Source organism: Xanthomonas sp. 1678 (assembly GCF_031455575.1).
GTDB lineage: Bacteria > Pseudomonadota > Gammaproteobacteria > Xanthomonadales > Xanthomonadaceae > Xanthomonas_A.
In genome coordinates, this window is sequence record NZ_JAVDSZ010000014.1 from 84,994 (window position 1) to 104,944 (window position 19,951).

The 19,951-nt window shown below is 64.4% G+C and carries 20 protein-coding genes; 11 read left to right on the top strand and 9 right to left on the bottom strand.

What is annotated here, in order from left to right; all coding sequences use genetic code 11:
• Positions 1-11 precede the first annotated feature (11 nt).
• Positions 12-1,364, bottom strand: coding sequence for a hypothetical protein (locus tag J2Y70_RS20100; RefSeq protein ID WP_309921670.1), 1,353 nt, complete (start codon positions 1,362-1,364; stop codon positions 12-14).
• Positions 1,361-1,870, bottom strand: a complete 510-nt coding sequence (locus tag J2Y70_RS20105; protein ID WP_309921674.1) for a hypothetical protein — start codon at positions 1,868-1,870, stop codon at positions 1,361-1,363. The genes J2Y70_RS20100 and J2Y70_RS20105 overlap by 4 nt, the downstream gene beginning before the upstream one ends.
• 307 nt (positions 1,871-2,177) lie before the next feature.
• Here J2Y70_RS20105 and J2Y70_RS20110 point away from each other — a divergent pair, with 307 nt between their 5' ends.
• The 7 genes from J2Y70_RS20110 to J2Y70_RS20140 all read left to right on the top strand — a co-directional run bounded on the left by J2Y70_RS20110 (position 2,178) and on the right by J2Y70_RS20140 (position 9,408).
• Positions 2,178-2,594 (top strand): SymE family type I addiction module toxin, encoded by a 417-nt coding sequence (locus tag J2Y70_RS20110; RefSeq protein ID WP_309921677.1) that lies wholly within the window; start codon positions 2,178-2,180, stop codon positions 2,592-2,594.
• 440 nt (positions 2,595-3,034) lie between these two features.
• Entirely contained in the window at positions 3,035-7,537 is a 4,503-nt protein-coding gene (locus tag J2Y70_RS20115) for an RHS repeat-associated core domain-containing protein (RefSeq protein ID WP_309921680.1), read from the top strand.
• Positions 7,538-7,561: 24 nt separating this feature from the next.
• Entirely contained in the window at positions 7,562-7,849 is a 288-nt protein-coding gene (locus J2Y70_RS20120; RefSeq protein WP_309921683.1) for a hypothetical protein, read from the top strand.
• 128 nt (positions 7,850-7,977) lie between these two features.
• Complete coding sequence (locus J2Y70_RS20125; RefSeq protein ID WP_309921686.1) at positions 7,978-8,289, top strand: hypothetical protein; 312 nt, start codon at positions 7,978-7,980, stop codon at positions 8,287-8,289.
• Positions 8,286-8,579, top strand: a complete 294-nt coding sequence (locus J2Y70_RS20130) for a hypothetical protein (RefSeq protein WP_309921689.1) — start codon at positions 8,286-8,288, stop codon at positions 8,577-8,579. Before J2Y70_RS20125 ends, J2Y70_RS20130 begins: the two co-directional genes overlap by 4 nt.
• Before the next feature lie 82 nt (positions 8,580-8,661).
• A complete protein-coding gene (locus tag J2Y70_RS20135; RefSeq protein WP_309921691.1) occupies positions 8,662-8,913 on the top strand; it encodes a SymE family type I addiction module toxin in 252 nt (83 codons plus the stop codon).
• Between the two features lie 81 nt (positions 8,914-8,994).
• Positions 8,995-9,408, top strand: coding sequence for a hypothetical protein (locus tag J2Y70_RS20140; RefSeq protein ID WP_309921694.1), 414 nt, complete (start codon positions 8,995-8,997; stop codon positions 9,406-9,408).
• Positions 9,409-9,538: 130 nt separating this feature from the next.
• On the opposite strand, the gene J2Y70_RS20145 is transcribed toward J2Y70_RS20140, so the two are convergent.
• The 5 genes from J2Y70_RS20145 to J2Y70_RS20165 form a co-directional block, all read right to left on the bottom strand.
• Complete coding sequence (locus tag J2Y70_RS20145; RefSeq protein WP_309921696.1) at positions 9,539-10,873, bottom strand: alpha/beta hydrolase; 1,335 nt, start codon at positions 10,871-10,873, stop codon at positions 9,539-9,541.
• 209 nt (positions 10,874-11,082) lie between these two features.
• A complete protein-coding gene (locus J2Y70_RS20150; protein WP_309921699.1) occupies positions 11,083-11,586 on the bottom strand; it encodes a DoxX family protein in 504 nt (167 codons plus the stop codon).
• Between the two features lie 155 nt (positions 11,587-11,741).
• On the bottom strand, positions 11,742-11,960 hold the full coding sequence (locus J2Y70_RS20155) for a tautomerase family protein (RefSeq protein WP_309921701.1): 219 nt from the start codon (positions 11,958-11,960) through the stop codon (positions 11,742-11,744).
• 110 nt (positions 11,961-12,070) lie between these two features.
• The gene (locus tag J2Y70_RS20160; RefSeq protein WP_309921703.1) at positions 12,071-12,982 is read right to left on the bottom strand and encodes an SDR family NAD(P)-dependent oxidoreductase; all 912 of its coding nucleotides are present in this window, start codon (positions 12,980-12,982) and stop codon (positions 12,071-12,073) included.
• A 37-nt stretch (positions 12,983-13,019) separates the two neighbouring features.
• On the bottom strand, positions 13,020-13,760 hold the full coding sequence (locus J2Y70_RS20165; RefSeq protein ID WP_309921706.1) for an SDR family oxidoreductase: 741 nt from the start codon (positions 13,758-13,760) through the stop codon (positions 13,020-13,022).
• A gap of 118 nt (positions 13,761-13,878) precedes the next feature.
• Here J2Y70_RS20165 and J2Y70_RS20170 point away from each other — a divergent pair, with 118 nt between their 5' ends.
• The 3 genes from J2Y70_RS20170 (at position 13,879) to J2Y70_RS20180 (ending at position 16,456) form a co-directional block, all read left to right on the top strand.
• Positions 13,879-14,862, top strand: coding sequence for a LysR substrate-binding domain-containing protein (locus tag J2Y70_RS20170; protein WP_309921709.1), 984 nt, complete (start codon positions 13,879-13,881; stop codon positions 14,860-14,862).
• Between the two features lie 217 nt (positions 14,863-15,079).
• Positions 15,080-15,703 carry a type II CAAX endopeptidase family protein gene (locus J2Y70_RS20175; protein WP_309921712.1) on the top strand — a complete coding sequence of 208 codons (624 nt, stop codon included), beginning with the start codon at positions 15,080-15,082 and terminating at the stop codon, positions 15,701-15,703.
• 177 nt (positions 15,704-15,880) lie between these two features.
• A complete protein-coding gene (locus J2Y70_RS20180; RefSeq protein ID WP_309921715.1) occupies positions 15,881-16,456 on the top strand; it encodes a hypothetical protein in 576 nt (191 codons plus the stop codon).
• A gap of 268 nt (positions 16,457-16,724) precedes the next feature.
• Here the strand turns inward: J2Y70_RS20180 and J2Y70_RS20185 are convergent, their stop codons facing one another.
• Positions 16,725-18,815 (bottom strand): TonB-dependent siderophore receptor, encoded by a 2,091-nt coding sequence (locus J2Y70_RS20185; protein WP_309921718.1) that lies wholly within the window; start codon positions 18,813-18,815, stop codon positions 16,725-16,727.
• Between the two features lie 256 nt (positions 18,816-19,071).
• Here J2Y70_RS20185 and J2Y70_RS20190 point away from each other — a divergent pair, with 256 nt between their 5' ends.
• The gene (locus J2Y70_RS20190) at positions 19,072-19,455 is read left to right on the top strand and encodes a DUF4124 domain-containing protein (RefSeq protein ID WP_309921721.1); all 384 of its coding nucleotides are present in this window, start codon (positions 19,072-19,074) and stop codon (positions 19,453-19,455) included.
• Positions 19,456-19,776: 321 nt separating this feature from the next.
• On the opposite strand, the gene J2Y70_RS20195 is transcribed toward J2Y70_RS20190, so the two are convergent.
• On the bottom strand, positions 19,777-19,938 hold the full coding sequence (locus J2Y70_RS20195) for a ThuA domain-containing protein (protein WP_309921748.1): 162 nt from the start codon (positions 19,936-19,938) through the stop codon (positions 19,777-19,779).
• Positions 19,939-19,951: the final 13 nt, after the last annotated feature.

Sequence of the window (19,951 nt, forward strand, 5' to 3'; positions counted from 1 at the left end):
GGCACGAATCTTCAGAGCATCCGTGCGTGGCTTCCCGCGGGCAGCGTAATCCCTTCATCTGGCGACCAGACCGCTACATCGTACGGCTGCCCCCGGTAAGGGTCTCCGACGAGAGCCAAACCGTCACGAAACAGCGCATATTGGTAAGGCGTATCGGCGTCGGCGCTTGCAATGGGACCCAGCGCGGAGAGCGCGAAGCCCGCCGGTGCGACGGTTGGAAGCCTCATCGCCACAGGCAGCCCAGCCGATCGGCCGCTGACCGCACTGCTCAATGCATTCAAGAACTCGCTTCCGGACTTCTCTTCGATTACGAACCAGCCGAAGCTAGCTCTAGGGCGAGTTAATAGCGACGATCGCGCGCGCCAAGCAAGTCGCCACCAGTCGGCATTATCGACGAACAGCTCTTCGATCCACCAGAGAGGATAGTCTTGCCTCCAAAGCTCCGGAGGCGACGCCAAATAGGTTCGTCCGGCATAGCCAAATCGAAGAAATGGAACATCATATCGCTCGGGAGTTGGAGAGCTTGGCGATTGGATCCAGTCGATCCATTTGGCTACCTCTTGCGCTCCCATCAAGAGAAAGTTCGAGCGATGGGTCGATAAGACCATTGCCGCTGGCGTGCCTTCTGTCATTGCATCTATCTGCAGGACGCTTAGCGGCGATTTCTGCTTCCGCGGCTTCGAAATCCGCGTCTCTGATACGGCTAAGAAGCTTCCGGCTACCGTCGGCTTTGAACCGAATGCGATTGAATAGCCGTGGATGATCTTTCCAAACGGCGATGGCTTGGACACAAAAGGCTTTACTTGCTTGAGGTACTTTCCCTTCGCCGCATTCGCTATCTTGGCAGCACTCGCATCTTTGGCGAACGAACCGTGTGCCTCGGCGAGCACGACGCCGTGGCCGGACACATTGCCACCCTCGTAAATGAAGTCCGCATGGGGATTGAGCGACGGCGAAAGGCACGCAGCGTTTGCTCGCCATGCGTAGCCTAGAGCATCCATGTAGAGGTGGGCAATGCCAGCACCGACCTTGGCCGCGAACTGTGATCCGGCGGTATCTGCGAGGAATTTGAAATGAGTTTCGAGCGCAAATGAAGATCCATCTTGGAGCAAGGTCTCCAGTTCGATCAATGCGCATTGTTGCAGTCCTTCGAGCAGGGCGACAGGTGCATCATCCAAAGTTGTCGCGGTCCTCGCGATCGCGGCTGCCAAGGCGATCGAATTGAAAGACAGAATCGGATGCGCCGGCGGCGCCACAAAATGCGGCGAGACCGGGCTTGGTACGTGGCCGTGCTTCGTGTGCTTAGTCAAGCCAATCACCTTGGTCGACGTCCCCAGTCCGGCAGTCGATACGGGTCCGCTCATTCCTTCGGCTCCGCAGCCTGCGCGACCAGGTCGACAAGTTTCCACCCTTGGTCCTTGGCGGGGCCTATGAGGGCCATTGCTTCGGATTTGCGGAGTGCGAGCCCCAACAACTCGCGTGGCCTAGTCACGCCCACAAAGACATTTGTCGCGGCGGTGAGCCTTATCCCGGTAAAGAGCTCGTCGGTAACGCCGAACGCGCGTGGAAGCACTGTAGTCAGATCGATGCACTGCTCGTCCGCACTATTGCCTTTCCAAATCTCGCTCTCAAGGACGAGAATGCCATCTACGCTCTTGCCCTTGACTGAGTGGATTGACCCCAGCCGCAACGTGAGATCGTCGAATTGAATCTGTTTCGAGGAGCGGTGCTCTGGGTCGGCAAGATCGGTCTTCTGTTCGACGGCAAAGGTGCAAAAGTCTGCGATATCGCCCTCAGAGCCCTGAGGAGCTGGACTGAACATTGGTAGCAATGGAAATCTGGGGTCAGAGTAGACTTTCGAACGGCGCATAGCCTGCATTTCTGTCTACAAAGTTTGTTGACCACGACTTTGGCAAAGAGCACTATCAAATCGCTGCGTCAAATCACGCAGCCGGGATTGGCGTCCCGTGTTCGAAGGCGCAACCAGCGCCCCATTCTCCGATGTCCGGCGCTTTTTTGTTGGCCGCATCGACGGCGCGAATGCTTGCCGATTTACGGCGGGCGGTGCGCGGGAGCCTTCGGGCTCGCCGGAGCCTTTGACCGGTACGCCAATCGTGCACCGTCCGCCACCCTCGATTGGCGTCGGGGGAGCGGACTCCCTTCTCAAAGGAGCCCGCATGTCCTGCAAAGCAACCACACCCAAAAGCACCTCTGCTCCCCGTCGCCGCACCCGCAAGCCAGCGAACCCGTTCGACGCGGCCGCCACCACCTCAACGATGCTGGGGCTCTCCCTCGGCAACCTGTCGCGCACCACGCTGTTCAATCCGGTTCCGACGGAAGACGAACTGCGGCCCAAGCGCTCGCACAGCCCGCGCTGTCCTACGCAATGCACAGTGGGCTATGTCTGCCAAGACGTGCTGGTGGACGGCCGCCGGCAGAGCCGGCGCATTCCCACCCTGCGCCTGAGTGGCCAGTGGCTGGCAGAACTGGGATTCGCGCCGGGCAGCAAGCCGCACATCGCCATTGTCGATGGCGCCTTGGTGATCACGTCCACGTCGGACGCCAAAAGGATGCTGAGCCGTCGCGCCGACTGATCGAGCGAGTGTTGGTGCTGGCCGGAGGCGAGGCGGATTGCCCGTTAGGATCAGGACATGCTCGTGCCGTTATAGCCACGCGCCCATCGTTCGCGCGCGACACGAACGATGGGCACACGCATCGGCCCAAACAATGGGTAGGTCTTGATGTGGCAGAGAGCGCTCAGCGCTCAACCTTTGAACTTCCAGCCTGCGGTTGGCTACCGCGCCTCGACCCCCACCTATGAGCTCGGCAGGGCGGTGGACCTTGCTAGGGGCCGGTGGCTGAGGCGTGGCCCCGCCGCATGTTGACCGATAGCGGGCCAGGCCAGCAACCGCAAAAAAAGGAGATTGGCCGTCTCAGAATTTGCAACAAAGGAGCGATACGATTTGTTGGCGCCGGGCACTGCCTGCGCACCGCGGGTGCCCCTACAACGCTATCGAAGCTCAAGGATGACGCTATGTCGAACCCCCACGTTCGCCTCTCCCGCCGTATCGGCGTGCTTTGCTTGTTGCTGCTTGCGGGCATGCTGGTTTCACCGCTGAGCCCAGCAGCGCCGCAGCGGCAATACGGGCCACCCTATTCAGCCAACTCCCCGAGCGGTTCAGCCGCCTTTCCAACGGTCGGCCAAGCGGTACAGTTCATCCATGACGGGATCATGCGGCTGTGTGAAAGCGGTTCAAATGGTTGTGTCGATCCGCCCGTCATCACGGATTCTTACAGCGACGGGTTCACTGCTGCCTATGTTTATTCGAATGGGAAAGAGTGGGGGCGGGTCTATGCGAACGACAACATTCCAGGCCAAGGCTCGCCAGCTAAGAATGCGGGCAGCTGCAACACCATGTGCACCGGCGGTCTGGGCCAGAAGGGCGACAACACGGGCCCGCATGGCAGCAGCGGCGACGCGGCGCTGAAACAAGGCGGCGTGCATCGGGGCAGTTCCTTCGAAGGCGATCCGATCAATACCGCCACCGGCAACATGTTCCGCCAGGACACCGATTACGATTCTCCGACTTGGCTGACGCTGCGCCGTTTCTACAACAGCAAGACCTTCGTCACCCCGGTCGCGCTGGGCAAGCAGTGGCGCCATTCGTTCGAGCGCACCCTGGATGTCATGTTGTCCGGCATTGCCAATGGCGGCAGCCGGGTCGAGGCCCGGCGTCCGGATGGCGGCGTGGAGCGGTTCCGCCTGAGCAATGGGGTGTGGACGACGGACCCGGACATGCCCGACATCCTGACCGAGCGTCGGGATGGTGCTGGCCTGTTGCTGGGCTTTGCGTTGGATGTGAGGGCCACGCAGCAGACGGAGATCTACGACAGCAATGGCCTGTTGCGCTCTGTGTTCGACCGCATGGGCCAGACGGTGCTGACCCTGGACTACAGCGATCCGCCGACGGTGCCCGGCACCAAGACCCCACCCAACCTACTGCAGCGGGTGACCGACGCGGGTGGCCGCTCGCTGAGCTTCGCTTACGACAGCAATAGCCGCCTGAGCACGGTCACTTTGCCCGACGGCGGCACGCTGACCTACGGCTACGACACCACCGGCAACCTGACATCCGTTCAATATCCGGATGGCAAGACCCGCCAATACGTTTACAACGAGCAAACGCTCACCTCCAAGGCCAATCTGCCCACGGCACTGACGGGGGTGATCGACGAGAAGGGCGTGCGTTTCGAAAGCACGGGCTACGCCGCCAATGGCAAGGCAATCTCTTCCAGCTTTGCTGGCAACGTCGATGCAACATCGGTCGAATACGCGGCCTCGACCCAGAACTGGGGCATCCCTGCCACGGTCACCTCGCCCTTGGGCACCAGGGTATTCCTGGGCTTTACCGATAGCGGCTATGGCGCGTTGAAGCCAACCGGCGCCAGTGTGGTGTGCGGCGAGCAGTGCAACCAGCCGTGGAAGTCGCTGACCTACGACGCTAATGGCTATCCTGCGTCGACGACCGACTTCAAGGGCGCCATCACCAAGACCACCTACGCGGCTGGCGGCCTGCTCACCCAGCAGATCGATGCTTCGGGCACCGCGCAGCAGCGCACGACCAACACTACCTGGAACGCCAGCCTACGCGTGCCGCTGACCCGAACCGTGCTCGATGCTGCCGGCGCTACGGCGGCCAAGACGGCATGGACCTACAACGCGCGCGGCCAGCAGACGGCACGCTGCGACGTTGATCCCGCCGTGTCCGCAGCCATGAGCTACAGCTGCGGCAGCGCGGCCAACGCGCCGGCCGGCGTGCGCCAGTGGCTCACCAGCTACTGCGATACCGTGGATGGCACGCAATGCCCGCAAATCGGCTTGGTGCTGAGCCAAGACGGCCCGCGCACCGACGTGGCCGACACCACCACTTACCGCTACTACATGACTGCCGACGAATCCGGCTGCGCCAGTGCCGGCGGCGCCTGCCATCGGGCAGGGGACCTGTATCAGGTGGTCGATGCGCTGGGCCGGGCCACGACCTATGTGGCTTACGACCGCAATGGCCGTCCGACGCGCACCCAGGACGCCAATGGTCTGATCCGCGATCTCACCTACACCCCGCGCGGCTGGGCGGCATCGAGCACGTTGCGCGCGAATGCCGACGGCACGCCGTCGGACCAGGATCAGACCACGCTCGTCGCCTACGATGCCGTGGGCAGCGTCAGCAAGGTCACCGACCCCGATGGCACGTTCGTCGCCTACGGTTACGATGCCGCGCATCGCCTGACCGACGTGACCGATGGCGCCGGCAACAGCATCCACTACACGTTGGATGCCTCCGGCAACCGGGCCAAGGAAGACACCAAGGACGCGTCCGGCGCGCTCAAGCACACGCTGTCGCGGATCTACAACAAGCTCGGCCAGCTGGCCACCCAGGCCACGGCCGAGGCCGATCCCACCGACTTCAGCTACGACCTCAACGGCAACGTCCAGCTGATGACCGATGCGCTCAAGCGCAAAACGCAGAACGACTATGACCCGCTGAACCGGGTCAAGCAGGCCCTGCAGGACGTTGGCGGCATCGCTGCGAAGACCCAGTTCGAATACGACGCCCTGGACCGCACCACCAAGGTCACCGACCCCAAGGGCCTGGCGACGAGCTACCAATACAACGGGTTTGGCGACGTGCTGAAGCTGACCAGCCCCGACACCGGCGTGACCAGCTACACCTACAATAGCGCCGGCAACCTGGCCACCCGGACCGACGCGCGCGGCACCAAGACCAACTACGTCTACGACGTGCTCGGCCGCCTGGCCAAGGCGACGTATGCGGACCAGGCGCTGATCGCAAGCTATACCTACGACGCCAGCCAGAACGTCTGTGCAGCCGGCGAAACCTTCGCGCTGGGACGCCTGAGCAAGCTGCAGGACGGCAGCGGCCTGACCCAGTATTGCTACGACCGCTTCGGGCGCGTGGTGCGCAAGGTGCAGACCACCAACGGCAAGGCGCTGACGGTGCGCTACGCCTACACCAAGGGTGGGCGCCTGAGCCGGGTGACCTATCCGGACGGCGCGGTGGTGGACTACGTGCGCAACGCGCTGGGCCAAGCCACGGAAGTTGGAGTGACCGTAACCGGCGGCAGCCGACAGAAGCTGCTGGGCGGTGCCACTTACTATCCGTTCGGCCCCAGCGCCGGCTGGTCCTACGGCAACGGTCGGCCGCTGCAGCGCGTGCTCGACCAGGACTACCGCCCGCTGGCGATCCAGGACAGCCGCAGCGACGGCCTCAACGTTGGCTTTGTCTTCGACCCGGTCGGCAACCTCACCGCGCTGACTGCGCCGGGCAATACCGCCCCCGTGGTCAGCCTGGGCTACGACACGCTGGGCCGGCTGACCGCGTTCAAGGACGGCCCGACCGGCACGGTGATCGACGGCTACAGCTACGACGCCACCGGCAACCGGCTCAGCGCCCAGGTCAACGGCAGCACCCAGACCTACAGCTACCCGACCGACAGCCACCGCTTGGCAAGTGTGGCTGGCGCGGCGCGCAGCTACGATGCGGCCGGCAACACCACGGCCATCGACGGGACCGCACGCGAGTTCGCCTACGACGCGACGGGGCGGCTGAGCCAGGCCAAGCGCGGCGGCACGCTGGCGATGGAGTATCGCTACAACGACCGTGGCGAGCAGGTGCGCCGCTTCCTGGGCACGACCAACACTTACGCGGTCTACGACGAAGCCGGCCATTGGCTGGGCGACTACGACAACACCGGCGCACCACTCCAGCAGACGATCTGGCTGGACGACCTGCCGGTGGGCGTGCTGGCCGGCACCGCCTTGAACTACGTGCAGCCGGACCACCTCGGCGCACCGCGGACGGTCATCGACCCGGTGCGCGACGTGGCGATCTGGAAGTGGGACATCAAGGGCGAGGCGTTCGGCAACTCGCCGCCGGACCAGGATGCGGATCGCGATGGCACGGCGTTCGTGTTCGGCATGCGCTTCCCGGGGCAGCGCTACGACAGCGCGACGGGGCTCAATCAGAACTACTTCCGGGACTACGACACGAGCAGCGGTCGTTATGGACAGAGCGATCCAGTAGGTTTAGGGGGCGGGCTCAATACTTATGCCTATTCGGAATCTAGTCCGCTTTCTTATAGTGATCCGTATGGGTTAACTATCGTTGTTCCGCCGTGGTTGTCGATATCTTCACCGAAGCCGACTGTGGCGCCCCGCCCAATAACTACTCCTCTTGATCCTGCCATTCCGTTTCCTGGATCTTCGCCCAATGACCCTTCGGGTGAATACTGTCAAAGTCTTGCGAGAAAAATCGAAAACACCAAGAAGGAGATATACGAAAAAAGGTATCCAGATCTTATCAAGGACCCCAATCCTCTTCCTTGGCGGATAGGCCCAGGAGAGAAGTTGAAAGATACTATCCGAGGGCATGAGAAGTTGCTTAATAGAAGGCTAAGAGAGTTGAGAGGGCTTGAGGATGAATATGACAAAAAATGTCGTATAATGGCTTGCCTTTAGGCTCTAATCTTCGTGGGTTTACAAGTGGCTGCCAAAAAGACCGAATTTCAGAGGGCTGCGGGGAAGCTCATTTCTGCAATCCAAAAGGAATGGGGTGAGGAGCTTGGTGAAAAAAATGCTGATTTTTCGGAAGATGTTATGAATGCTGCACATGATATTCTTCAATGCAGAAGTTCTGATAAATTAAGAGCGATGCTGGGCGGAAAGAGTGTTAAGCAGCATTTGGGAGATGTTTGGGTGCAGCGGCATCCCAGTGTGAAGGCGGCCATTGTGGAATTGGAAAGAATCATTGCCAGTGATTTGGGGGCGTAACAGGATGCGAGATTTCCAGGCCACTTCACCCGCCACTGTCGGGGGCGGAGGCTAAAACCCCACCTAAGCGCCACAGATCAAAGGCCTCGCATGCGGGGCCTTTGATTTCGCTCGATCGAGTTCATGCCATGATGCTGAGGATTGATTTTTTGGGGTGCTTGGCGCTTTTAGTTTCCTGCGGGAAAAACGATCATAAGGTCGATGCAGTCCCCGTGTCAGGGGACGGGAGTTGCAGGACGCTTGATGTTGTTTCCAGTCGGGCGAATGCCGAGAGTGGAGAGCTTTCGGCAATCAGAAGGATGCGCGACTATTACCTGGATTGCGTCTTGCACGACAATGGCCCGGAGGCCTTGCACTGGGGACAGTTGGCTGCTGAGAAGGGCGACAGCCGAGACAAGGAAACCTACGAGAGCCTCAAAATGACATTTGTCCCCAAATGAACCAAAATTTTTTGGTTGTCTATTTCTTATCGTTAGCCATTTCTTTGGGTTGGTTTTTCATGGCTTGGCGGAAAGGGAGCGCGGTTATTCCTTCCGTGTTCCTGGCCATGGACATGATTTTTGGTGTTGTTCTGGTGAGGCTGGCTGCTCGAGGTGCTCCTGGTTTGTGCTCATCTGAGCAATGCGCATCAAGAGTTGTGCGAGTTTTTGATTTTTCCACTTACATGATGATGGCTTTTGTGGTCATTACTGTCGCTTTGCTTTTTATGGTTGTAAAGCAAAGAGGTTGATTCGCTGGTAGACGTGGTGCTGGCGTGCGGGGTTTTCTGACACTGCAATGGGGGTCTGGCTGATCGACCTCCCATGTCAACGATGGCAACCCTCTCGCGCACCACGCTGTTCAATCCGGTTCCGACGGAAGACGAACTGCGGCCCAAGCGCTCGCACAGTCCACGCTGCCCGACGCAATGCACGGTGGGCTATGTCTGCCAAGACGTGGTGGTGGACGGCCGCCGGCAGAGCCGGCGCATTCCCACGCTGCGCTTGAGCGGCCAGTGGTTGGCGGAGCTGGGGTTCGCGCCGGGCGGCAAGCCGCACATCGCCATCGTCGATGGCGCGCGGTGATTACCGCTGCACAAGGCACCGCATGGGATGAGAGACTGGGGGGCCAAGATAATTCTCATGCCGATGGAAAGTGCACACGCGATGAAACGCTTTCTCGCGATCTTGCCCGGACTCTTTCTGGGTCTGGTGAGCTGCGGCGAAGCAGCAAGCCGTGGTCCTATCGGCCGCCTGATAAATAGCGTGGACGCATCGGCAGGGAAGAAAATCGAAGTCGAAGCGTGCTTCCGCTCTCAGCGTCATGGCATCGCGTTACACGACTGCGATACGCCGGATCGGCTGCTCGCGGCCGAATTGACACCGGAGGCCTTGGTATCCGAGGAAGGGAAAGCGCTTTTGGCGGCGGGCTATGCGCAATGGCCGCCAGGATCTGGCGTGGGAATGGAAGTCCGTGTGATCGGGCACATCCGTCGCGCGGAGGGCCAAGCCCCGGATGTCGTGTTCGTGGTGTCCAGGGTCGCGAATTTCCGAGTGGTCGCGTTGCACTCGCTGCGTTAAATCACGTAGCCGGGCTTGGCAGCCCGACATTCAGGCGCACCAGCGCCCATTTTCGATGCCTGGCGCTTTTTTGTTGCCCGGTGTTGTCGTGGGCGATAGCCCGCATGCTTCATGGGCTCGCCCGGAACGCTCAGTCCGCCGCCGGCATCACGATGAAGGCTCCCGGCGCAGGAAGCTTGCGCTCGTCGATCCAGTCCGCGGTCACGTCGAACAGGTGCGCGGGGTAGGTCTTCGCTTCGCCGTCGGGCGTGGCGATGGTTTCGATCAGGCCGTGGTCGGCGTTCGGGAACACGACCACGGCGAGATCGCGCCGGCGTTGCTGCAGTTGCCGGAGCAGTGCCTGGGTGACGGCGTTCGGCGCCTGGCGGTCGCGGCCGCCGAGCAGCCAGAGCTGGCGCGGGGCGATCGTCTCGATCACCGGCAGCGGTTCGTAGCCGAAGGTGAGGCCTTGCGCGAGCGCGGGGCCATTGGCCTGGATGTCGGCGCTGGAGAGCGTCAGGAACAGGCCGGTGTAGGAGCGCGGTTGGATGGCGTTGCGCCACGGCGCGTCGGCGTGCCTGGCCTTGAACGCCTCCAGTTCCGTGAACCCCTCGCGCATGTTCGAGCGCACGATGCGTGCGGTGATGTCGGTCAGTTCCCTGGCCTGGGCCACCGCGGCGTCGTCGAATCCCGCGCGCCGCACTTGCTGTTCCACCAGCTCGCGGTCCTGCGCGATGGGGCCTTCCGCCATCGCGAAGGCGGGCACCACGAAGTCCAGCGGGACCAGGGTGGCGGTCAGCGGCGCCACCCAGCCGCCCTGGCTGCCGCCGATTACCCCGACCCGCCGCACGCGCGGCGCGAGCCGGCGGACTTCCTCGACCGCGGCCGCGGTATCGCGTGCGCGCGCATGGAAATCCGAGGATGGGGCGCCGGCGGAGGCGCCGGTGCCGCGCTTGTCGTAGACGAAGACCGCCACGCCGCGGCGCGCCAGTTCGTATTGCCACACGTTGTCGTCGGTGCTGGGGTCGTTGTTCGACCCTTCGATCCACACGGCGGCGGCCGTGGCGCGGCCGCCGACGGGCAGCACGAGCTTGCCGTGCAGTGCGATGCCGTCGCTGCGGAAGGTGGTCTCCTGCTCGACCAGGCGCAGGCGGGTGCCGGTCGCGGTCGCCTCGCCCTGGGTCAGTTGCAGCGTGCCGGTGCGGCAGGGGGCGAAACGGACGTACACGGCGTCGGCGCCGTAGCCGCCGCTGGCGTCCAGGCGCAAGGAGCCGAAGCGGCCGTTCGACAGGGTGTAGTGGAGTTCGCGCTGTTTCCCGCCGTCGCCGGTGATGGTCACCGACTGCCCCGCAGGCAGGGCGTACACGCCCAGCAGGCAGCGCAGGTCCGCGTCCAGGCGGGTGTGCGGCATGGCATCCAGCGGCGGCGCGGGCGTGGACGCGGACAGCGCCGCGCCGAGGAGTGCGGCCGTGATGAGTCCCAGCATGGTCGCGCCTTGTCGTATCGAAACCGCATCCTCGCAGGCACGGTCGCAATGGCACAGTGCCGAAGGTCCGGAGGACGGTCGGGCGCGTTGGGTCATGGCCAGGCAGCGCGGTAGTGGGTTGGTGCGTCGCGTATGCGTGGCGTGCGAGCTACTTTCTGCTACGTATCCGTCTTATGCATGCCGGATGTTCCAGCGGTCAGCTCGCTCCATCATGGCGAGTGAGCCGCTGCTGCCATTTTGCTGCGCGGACCCAGCCGCACGTCCAATGCATAGCGCCCGCCGCCGCGCGCGGCGATGTACAGCGCAAGAAAGCCCATCAGGACCGGAAACTCGATGCCGCGGTCCAGCCAGGGCCAGGTCGGCCCCAGTGCATAGCTGATCGCGGCCATCTGCAGGACGATCAGCAGCGCGACCAGCCTTGTGCCGAGCCCGATCGCCAGCATGAGCGCACCGCCCGTCTCCAGCAGCATGACCAGAAACGCCAGCTGCGGCGCGAAGGGGAGGCCCAACACGTTCTGGATGAGGGCGATCGATCCGGCCATCGGGTCCTGCATCGATCCATGCGGAATGCGCAGCGCCTTCGGCAGGCCGTGGGTGAAAAGCACTGTGGCGAAGACGATGCGCAGCAGGGCGTAAAGAGCGGGTTCGAGGCGCGCGACGCTGCGCCCGGCGGACCAAGCGGCGCGCGGCGGCGATGGGGTGCGGACGGTCATCGGGACTCCTTGAGGGAATGCGCGAGCGCTGGTGCGACGTCATGCTGCCAAGGAAGGGTGACGCATGTTGGCTGGACTTCGTCATCGTGGTTTTTGGCAGCAAGGTCAGCGGCGTACGTGCATGACCCGCCACCGCCTTTCCGCATCCGATGGCGTCACTTGCCTTTCGGCGGCAAGCCCATTTTCTCCAGCGTCAGCGTTTCGTCGGCGCGGCCCCAGCCGCCGTCCGCGACTTCTTCGACGAGGACCATGCTGTACGGACGCACCTCCTCGCCGAAGTACTCGACGAACATCGCCGTGGTGCGGTGGATGATCTCTTCCTTGCGGGCGTGGTCCAGGATTCCTTCCGGGAACTTGTAGTTGGCGAATGGCATGGTGATGCTCCGTTGGTGGTGAAACAGGATTGAAAAAAGCCGTGTGGGTTGCAGCGACGGCACTGCACCTGATCTCGCCAGGCACGTTGCAGCTGCGCTGGACGCAAGCGTCAACCGGCCGCGGCTGGTGTCGCAGCTGGCGCCAGCAAATCGCCCAACTCGATGCGGCGCAAGAACTCCGCACGGATACGGTCGGCCACTGCCGCGACCACTGCGCAGCCGTCGTCGGAAGGATCGACATGCACGCGGAACGGGCGGCGGCCGAAGGGCGCACTCACCACGTCGACGACCGCGCGCGCGACGCTGGCGGGGTCGGCATCGGGCGGCTCGCATGCGGCGAGGTTCGTCAGCGCGGTGTCGGCCAGGCCGCGGGTGGGGCCTGCGTCGTACGCGTGTTGGCGCGCGTCGTCCGCGGGTTTGCCGGCATGGGCGAAGTGGTTGGTACCTTGGGTGAACGCACCGGGCACGACGATGGAGCTCTCGATGCCCCAGCGCGCCAGTTCCGCGGCGTAGCTGACCGCCAGCGCGTCCATCGCCGCCTTGGCCGCGAAGTAGGGCGCCAGGAACGGCGGCGTGCCGCCGCGGTGGCTGCTGCTGCCGATCCACAGCAACAGGCCTTTGCCTTGCGCGCGCAGCTGCGGCAGCGCGGCGCGGTTGACCCGCTGCGCGCCGAGTACGTTGACGTCGTAGAGCTGGGCGAACTGCTCGGGGGTGAACGCCTCGGCGGCGCCGAACGCCATGTGCCCGGCGTTGTGCAGCAGCACGTCGATTCGGCCTTGCTCGGCGACGATGCGCGCGATGGACGCGTCGGCGGAGGCCTGCGATTGCACGTCCAGCTCGATCGTGTGCAACTGCACGCCGTGCTCGGTTGCGTAGGCCTTCGCGCGCTCCACTTGCGGCGCGTTGCGCCCGCCGGTGTCGCGCATGCTGGCGTAGACGATGTGGCCGGCGTCGGCGAGCGCGCGGGCGCTCATCGCGCCGAAGCCGCTGGAGGCGCCGGTGACCAGGATCACTTGGCTCATGGGAGGAGTTCCTTGAACGGGGAGCGCATGCGGCGGCTCAGGCGAAGCCGCCGTTCGCGCGCAGGACCTGGGCGTTGACCCAGCCGCCATCGGGGCCGGCCAAGAACGCCACCACGGCGGCGATGTCGTCGGGTGTGCCCAGCCGTTCCAGCGGGGCCAGCTTGGCGCTCTGCTCGATCTGTTCGGGGCTCTTGCCATTGAGGAACAGCTCGGTGCCGACCGGGCCGGGCGCGACCGCGTTGACGGTGATGCCCTTGCCGCGCAGCTCGTTGGCGAGCACGCGCACCAGCCCTTCGACGCCGGCCTTGGAGGCGATGTAGGGGCCGTAGCCGGGGAACGCCTTGGCGATGACGCTGGTCGACAGCGCGATGATGCGGCCGCCTTCGCCGAGCTGCGCGGCGGCCTGGCCCAGCACCAGGAAGGTGCCACGCAGGTTGGTGGCGATCACCCGGTCGAAGTCGGCCAGGCCGTCCGCGGCGATCCACGCCATCGGCATGACGCCGGCGCTATTGACCACCACGTCGATGCGGCCGAAGGCCTGGCGCGCGGCATCGAACAGCGCGGCGACGTCCTCGGGGTTGCCGACGTCGCCCTGGACGGCGATGGCCTTGCCGCCGGCCGCCGCGATGGCCGCCACGGTGTCCTGCGCCTTGGCGGCGTTGCCGGCGTAGTTGACGACGACCGCGAAGCCGTCGGCGGCCAGGCGCTGGGCGATGGCCTGGCCGATGCCGCGCGAGGCGCCGGTGACGATGGCGGTCTTGGATGCGTGCGTATGCATGGCGTGCTCCAGAGAAGAGGGGCGGACTGCCCGTGGAGCGCCATTCTTCCGGTTGACGCCATTGGGATAAATCCTGCTAAGTTGCCAACTCAATTCAATGACAGACAACAATCGGGCCATGGACCGCTTCGACTCGCTGCACCTGTTCACCCGCATCGTGGAGCTGGGCAGCTTCAGCCAGGCCGCGGCGGCGTTGGACATTCCCCGCGCCACCGCCACCTACGCGATCAAGGCGCTGGAAGCCCGGCTCGGCACCCGCCTGCTGGACCGCACCACGCGCACCGTGCGCCCGACCCTGGACGGCCAGGCGTTCTACGCGCGCTGCGTGCACGTGCTCAGCGAGTTGGACGACGCCGAAGCCTCGTTGCGCCAGGTCGCGTCCAATCCGCGCGGCGTCCTGCGCGTGGACATGCACGGCACGCACGCGACGCGGATCGTGTTGCCGCGCATCGACCAATTCCGCGCGCGCTATCCCGGCATCGAGCTGGTCGTCAGCAGCGGCGACCGGCTGGTCGATCTGGTCCGCGAAGGCGTGGATTGCGTGATCCGCGCAGGCACCCCGCGCGACTCCTCGCTGGTGGCGCGGCGGTTGGCGATCATGCCCCAGGTGGTCTGCGCCAGCCCGGACTATCTCGCCCGCTTCGGCACGCCGCGCCATCCCGACGACCTTGCCGCGCATCAGGTGGTGAAGTTCTTTTCCAGCGGCGGCGCCACCGACAACACCCTGGACCTGCGCGTCGGCGGCCAGGTGCGTGCGTTCGCGCTCGACGGGTGGATGTCGGTCAACGATGCCGAGAACAACGTCATCTGCGCGCTGCGCGGCTGCGGCTTGATCCAGCTGCCGCGCTTCCATGTCGAAGACGAGTTGCGGGACGGACGCCTAGTCGAAGTGCTGGCCGACTGGCCGAGCCCGGACTTCCCGCTGTCGGCGATGTATCCGCAGCACCGCCAGCTGTCGCCGCGGGTTCGCGTGTTCGTCGATTGGCTGAGCAAGCTGTACGCAGAGAAGTTCGGACATCCGGGGGAAACGCTGGGCTCTCGGAAGAGTGCTGGAGATGCGCTGCTGTGTAGTGCTGTCGAAAACGCGGCGCAATTTTCGTAGACTTTCGAGAAAGGGAAACGAAGTGCAAATGGGCCCAGATACGCTCGATGGACCCCGGTGTGATGCGCCTTCCCGTCATCTCAGCAGCTCCACTACCTGAAATCTCACACGTCTGTAGCGCCGCCCCGTGCGGTTGATATCGCTTCCCGCGAGATCAAGGTCTAACAAAAGGGCATCAATGCAAGGACGCGAAACGTCATCTGCCGGATGGAGCGAGTTGCTGGTCGTCGTGGCGATCGCGTTCGGGCTCCCCATCTACTGGAGCTTTTCGGCGGTGCTGGCGGCCGAGGTCGATGCGTCTTTCTCGGAAGCCAGCCTGTGGTCGATGGTCTTCTATGAGCTGCTGGTCATGGCGGTGCTTGGTCCGGCGCTGTGGCTGCGTGGATGGAGTGCGCAGGCATTGGGTCTCCATTGGCAGAGGCGGGACATCTGGCAAGCACTGGGACTGCTGATCGTATGCATCGCGGCGTGCTATCCGTTGAGCTTGCTCGGGGCGTTCATGGCCGAGGGCGTGAATCCCTCCATGGATGCCATGGTCGCCAGCAACCTGTCGCTGGCCGCGATCGTGGCGATCTCGTTGGTCAATCCCGTTTTCGAGGAAGTGTTCGTCTGCGCGTATGTGATACGCGCGTTGGAGCGACGGCATGGCCGCGCGTTCGCGGTGAACGTCAGTACGGCGATCCGAGCCTCGTATCACTTGTACCAAGGCCCCATCGGCGCAATTTCATTGGTCGTGGTGGGGCTGATCCTCGGATGGTGGTTCGCACGCACAGGCCGGCTCTGGCCCGCGATCATCGCCCACGGCTTGATGGACCTGCTCGCGCTGATGGTTTATGCCTAGCATGTGGCGCAACAGAAGGCGCGGAGCAGCGTCTTCCGCCGGACCATGGTCCATGGCGCGCTGCGGCGCGATTCGGATCTCGGAAGATATGAGTCGCAGCTGCTTCGGATTGGGCGGGCCGCTGCTGAGGCGTGACATCAAGTGCCGTATTGGGCCAGGGAGACATCTGTGAGAACAATGATCCTGATGCTGGCAGCAGCAGTGCTTGCGCTTCCTCGCGGGGCTGTCGCGCGCTCTTCAGAGGATGAGGTGGCGGCCGCAACGTCTTATGCCCAAAGCGTGGGAATCCCGATGGAGGAGGCTGCCAGGAGGCTGTATATGCAGGAGCATGCCCAGGCCCAGGTGTCCCGCATTGTCGACCGCTATAGCGGTAGGTTGGCGGGCGCGTACTGGGAAGACATGCCAACGCTGCAGTTCGTGATACGGCTCAAGGGCTCGGCGCCGGTGACGCCCGTGCCGAACGTGGAAACTGCAAGGGGAGAGCTTCCCATCGTGATAAAGATGGGAGCACCGGCTACCATCGATGAGCTTTGGGAAAAGATCAAACGGCATCACGCCGATCTGTACGAAACGGTTCCAGGACTGCAAGGGATCTTTGTCGATGAGCGCACAGGGGATATCGTGCTTCATGTGTACAGCGAGACGCTCGATCGCCGCGACTACAGCAGTCGGATACCGGCCTTGAGGCGTAAGCTGGATGCGCCGGTCAGGATCGAGTTCTTGTCCGGGCCCATGCGCAATTCCCTGGAGTGATGTTGCCTCGCGTGCAACGCATTAGCGGTTGCTCGTGCAGATGGAGCCAACGCGGTGACCTGCGCACTGTTCTTGCGCTCCACGGCAGCGATCAGGGCATCGAACGGAATTCCGGAGTGGCATGCCACTGCCGGCACGTATCCAGGTTCAAACGGGTCATTTTTTACTGCAACGCGACGAGACAGTCAGTAACGGCAACGCACGCCACGCGCGCAAGCGCCAGGGTGCCATGCGATGCAGCCGGCCAAGAGCCGGTGCGCGCCGCGGCCTAGTAGCGGTAGGACACCATGAAGCTGGCGGTGCGCGGGATGTCCGGCCAGACTTCGAAGGTGCTGAAGGCGTGGGTGTAGCCGCGCTTGTCGGCCACGTTGTCGACGCGCATCCCCATCGTGAGCTGGCGGCTGATCTCGTAGTCCATCGACAGGTCCATGCGCCAGTACGACGGCAGTTCGAAACTGCCCTCCACGTCGCCGGTGCGGGTGCCGGTGTAGGTGGAGGACGCACCGAGGCGCAGGCCGCTCAGGACGCCCTCGCTGAAGCGGTAGTCGCTCTGCAGCACGAAGCTGTGCCTGGGCACGTTGCGGATGGGCGCGCCGACCAGGGTGGCGTTGGTGTCTTCCACCGTCTTGGCGCGCGTGTAGGCGTAGCCGGTCTGAACGGTCCAGCCCTGCATGCCCAGCCGCGCGGAGAGGTCGACGCCTTCCGAGCGCTGCTTGCCGATGGCGGCGAGCGCGCTGGGATTGTCGCGATCGGAGACCGCCACGTGCTCGCGTTCGAGCCGGAACAACGCGCCCGTCGCCACCAGCCGCCCATTCCAGAACGAGGACTTTGCGCCGACTTCGTACTGCACGCCGGTTTCCGGCTCCAGCGGCGTGCCGCTCGCGGTCAGCCCGGACACCGGCAGGAACGAGGTCGTGCGGTTGGCGAACAGGGCCAGGTTCTCGTGCGGCGTGTAGAGCAGGCCCAGCTGGCTGGTCCAGGCGTCCTGCTTCTGCTTGAAGCTGCCGCTGCCGCCCCGGCCCGTCAGCGAGGCCGTGTCCTGCCGATACGTGGACCAGCGCGCGCCCACTACCGCCCGCAACGTGTCGGTCAGGCCGATGCGGTCCTGCGCGAACAGGCCGAGGGTGCGGATGGCTTCCTCGCTGGTGCTGCTGCGCGAGGGGAGGGGGACGACCTCGGGCCTACGGTCGAACTGGTAGACCGGCGCGTAGAGGTCCAGGCTGTCGGCCAGCCCGGTGGTGTTGGCGTTGTGGCGTTTGAAGCGCGTGTAGTCGCCGCCGGCCACGAACTCGTGGGTGATCGCGCCGGTGCTGGTCTGCCAGGCGAGGTCGTTGTGCGCCGACCATGCTTCGCCGCGGCTCTGTCCATCGAGCACCGCGCGGGTCAGCGTGCGTTGCGGCTCGTCCCAGCCGAGCACGCCGAAGATGTTCTCTTCGTCGACCTCTTCCCGCGTCCACGAGACCGCGGCGCGGTAGCGGACGCTGTCGCTGAAGCGATGCTCCAGGCGCGCGCTGACGTCGGTATTGCTGCGCACGGACGGATCGAACGTGGGATCGACCAGGCTGAGCGAACGCGGCAGCGGGCCGTTCGGGTTAGCCAGCACGGTGCCTTCGGCCGGCACGCCGTTGAAGAAGCCTTCGATGCGGTTGCGGGTGTGGAACGCCTCCAGCGTCACGGTGGTGCGCTCGCCCAGATCGATGGCCAGCGAGGGGGCGATGAACTGGTGCTGCCGGTTCCAGAAATCCACGAACGACTTGCTGTCGTCGAAGGCGCCGGTGACGCGGAAGCGCACGGCGCCGTCGGCGGACAGCGGGCCTGTGAGATCCACGGTGGCGCGCCAGTCGTCGAAACGCGCGTACTTCACCGCGCCCTCGAAGCCCCAGACGCTTTCCGGCTGCTTGGTGACGATGTTGACCACGGCGCCCGGCTGCAGCTGCCCGTACAGGACCGAAGCCGGGCCCTTGAGCACTTCGATGCGTTCGATGGCGACTGCGTCGCGCGCCTGGCGCAAGGCGTTGGCGGTCATGCCGTTGACGGTCTGGTTGGCCGCGAAGCCGCGGATCAGGTAGGTGTCGCCGAACGCATCGAGCGTGGAGCCGTCGCGCGAGGCGCCCGGCACGAAGCGCAGCGCATCGCCCACGGTTTCGCTTCCGGTCGCCTCGATCATGGCGCGGTCGATCACGTCCACGGTCTGCGGAATCTGCAGCGTCGTGTCGCTGGTCACGCGCCCGTAGACGGAGATCTGGTCCAGCGTGACCGGATCGGTTGCCGCGTCCTGTGCGGCCGCCGACTGGCTCGCCAGGCCCAATGCAAACGCGATGGCCAGAGGCAGGCGGTTGGGACGGGGACGCAAGAACATGGTCGATTCCGGAATGAGATTTAATCTCATATGGTAGCTGAATGGGGAGGGTTCGCGTCTTTTGGGCTGCTTGGCGACCACCAGGAGTGCGGCTGGACCGCCGGCGCAAGCTGTTCGGTACACCGCAGGATTCTCGTGGGGAGGTCGTAGTGTTGCTCCCGCGAGCGCGGCTGCCCGCGCAAGCCAGTCGTGTAAGCTCGCGTTTTTCCCTGGGGGGAGGGGTGTCATGGTCAGGATGCTTGCGGCTTTGTTGTGCGTGCTGGCGCTGCCGGCGTCGGCCCAGTCGGCCTACAAATGCAAGGACCCCAAGCTCGGGACGGTGTACCAGTCCGTGCCCTGCGCGAACGGCACCGAGCAGAAGCGGTGGGAGACCGCGGCGTCCGCTGCGCCTGCCGGCGGCCAAGGCCCGCAACGGGCATCGCAACCGCCTGCCGGCCAGAACGGCCAACAGGCGTCTGCCGGCAGCGGCCAGGAGCCCAGCTTCGGCGCGAGCCTGATCAGTTCGGTGCGCACGCCGGGTCCGGAAGCCTGCACGCGCGCCAGGCACGTGCGCGACAGCGCCCGCACCGACCCGGCCATGAAAGACGACCGCGACTTCATGCAGGCGGTCGAGAAAGCCGTGACCCAAGCCTGCAAGTGAATCGGCGGCGCCGCGCCGCGGCAGCGACGGTGTGCGCTGCCGGCCTGGAGCGGCAGCGAAGGTCATGTGCGGCTGCGATCCGCCTCATGGACGCAGCATCGGCATGCACGGCTGGCGATCCCGGCCTTAGACGACTTGGGCGATCGCGAGTGGGTCCCTCAATGTGCGCAGCAATCCACGCCGTTGCGGCCGACGCGAGAGGCCGTGACCGCTAGGACGATGTCGTCTGTCGTGCGATGGAACGCGGCAAAGTCCCGGAGCGTGGCCGATGCCATCACGAGCGGCGGTATCGCGGCGATCTGGCGGCGCAGGCAGCGCCGATCAGCACGGCGCTGCCTGGCCGGTCGCATAGCGCAGGCCCTGCCGCAGCTGCGCCAGGAAATTCGGGTCGGCGTACACCGCCGCGTCGTGGCCCAGGCCGGTGTACCAGGCACGGCCGCCGTCGAAGCCGTGGCACCAGGCGATGGGGTGGTCCGCGCCCATGCTGCCGCCTTCG

Bases quoted from the DNA above. Each gene is read 5' to 3' on its own strand.
- J2Y70_RS20105 (WP_309921674.1), bottom strand. From the start codon at position 1,870: ATGCGCCGTTCGAAAGTCTACTCTGACCCCAGATTTCCATTGCTACCA.
- J2Y70_RS20195 (WP_309921748.1), bottom strand. From the start codon at position 19,938: ATGGGCGCGGACCACCCCATCGCCTGGTGCCACGGCTTCGACGGCGGC.
- J2Y70_RS20180 (WP_309921715.1), top strand. From the start codon at position 15,881: ATGATCCTGATGCTGGCAGCAGCAGTGCTTGCGCTTCCTCGCGGGGCT.
- J2Y70_RS20135 (WP_309921691.1), top strand. From the start codon at position 8,662: ATGGCAACCCTCTCGCGCACCACGCTGTTCAATCCGGTTCCGACGGAA.
- J2Y70_RS20100 (WP_309921670.1), bottom strand. From the start codon at position 1,364: ATGAGCGGACCCGTATCGACTGCCGGACTGGGGACGTCGACCAAGGTG.
- J2Y70_RS20140 (WP_309921694.1), top strand. From the start codon at position 8,995: ATGAAACGCTTTCTCGCGATCTTGCCCGGACTCTTTCTGGGTCTGGTG.
- J2Y70_RS20185 (WP_309921718.1), bottom strand. From the start codon at position 18,815: ATGTTCTTGCGTCCCCGTCCCAACCGCCTGCCTCTGGCCATCGCGTTT.
- J2Y70_RS20155 (WP_309921701.1), bottom strand. From the start codon at position 11,960: ATGCCATTCGCCAACTACAAGTTCCCGGAAGGAATCCTGGACCACGCC.
- J2Y70_RS20125 (WP_309921686.1), top strand. From the start codon at position 7,978: ATGATGCTGAGGATTGATTTTTTGGGGTGCTTGGCGCTTTTAGTTTCC.
- J2Y70_RS20150 (WP_309921699.1), bottom strand. From the start codon at position 11,586: ATGACCGTCCGCACCCCATCGCCGCCGCGCGCCGCTTGGTCCGCCGGG.
- J2Y70_RS20145 (WP_309921696.1), bottom strand. From the start codon at position 10,873: ATGCTGGGACTCATCACGGCCGCACTCCTCGGCGCGGCGCTGTCCGCG.
- J2Y70_RS20130 (WP_309921689.1), top strand. From the start codon at position 8,286: ATGAACCAAAATTTTTTGGTTGTCTATTTCTTATCGTTAGCCATTTCT.
- J2Y70_RS20160 (WP_309921703.1), bottom strand. From the start codon at position 12,982: ATGAGCCAAGTGATCCTGGTCACCGGCGCCTCCAGCGGCTTCGGCGCG.
- J2Y70_RS20170 (WP_309921709.1), top strand. From the start codon at position 13,879: ATGGACCGCTTCGACTCGCTGCACCTGTTCACCCGCATCGTGGAGCTG.
- J2Y70_RS20115 (WP_309921680.1), top strand. From the start codon at position 3,035: ATGTCGAACCCCCACGTTCGCCTCTCCCGCCGTATCGGCGTGCTTTGC.
- J2Y70_RS20110 (WP_309921677.1), top strand. From the start codon at position 2,178: ATGTCCTGCAAAGCAACCACACCCAAAAGCACCTCTGCTCCCCGTCGC.
- J2Y70_RS20165 (WP_309921706.1), bottom strand. From the start codon at position 13,760: ATGCATACGCACGCATCCAAGACCGCCATCGTCACCGGCGCCTCGCGC.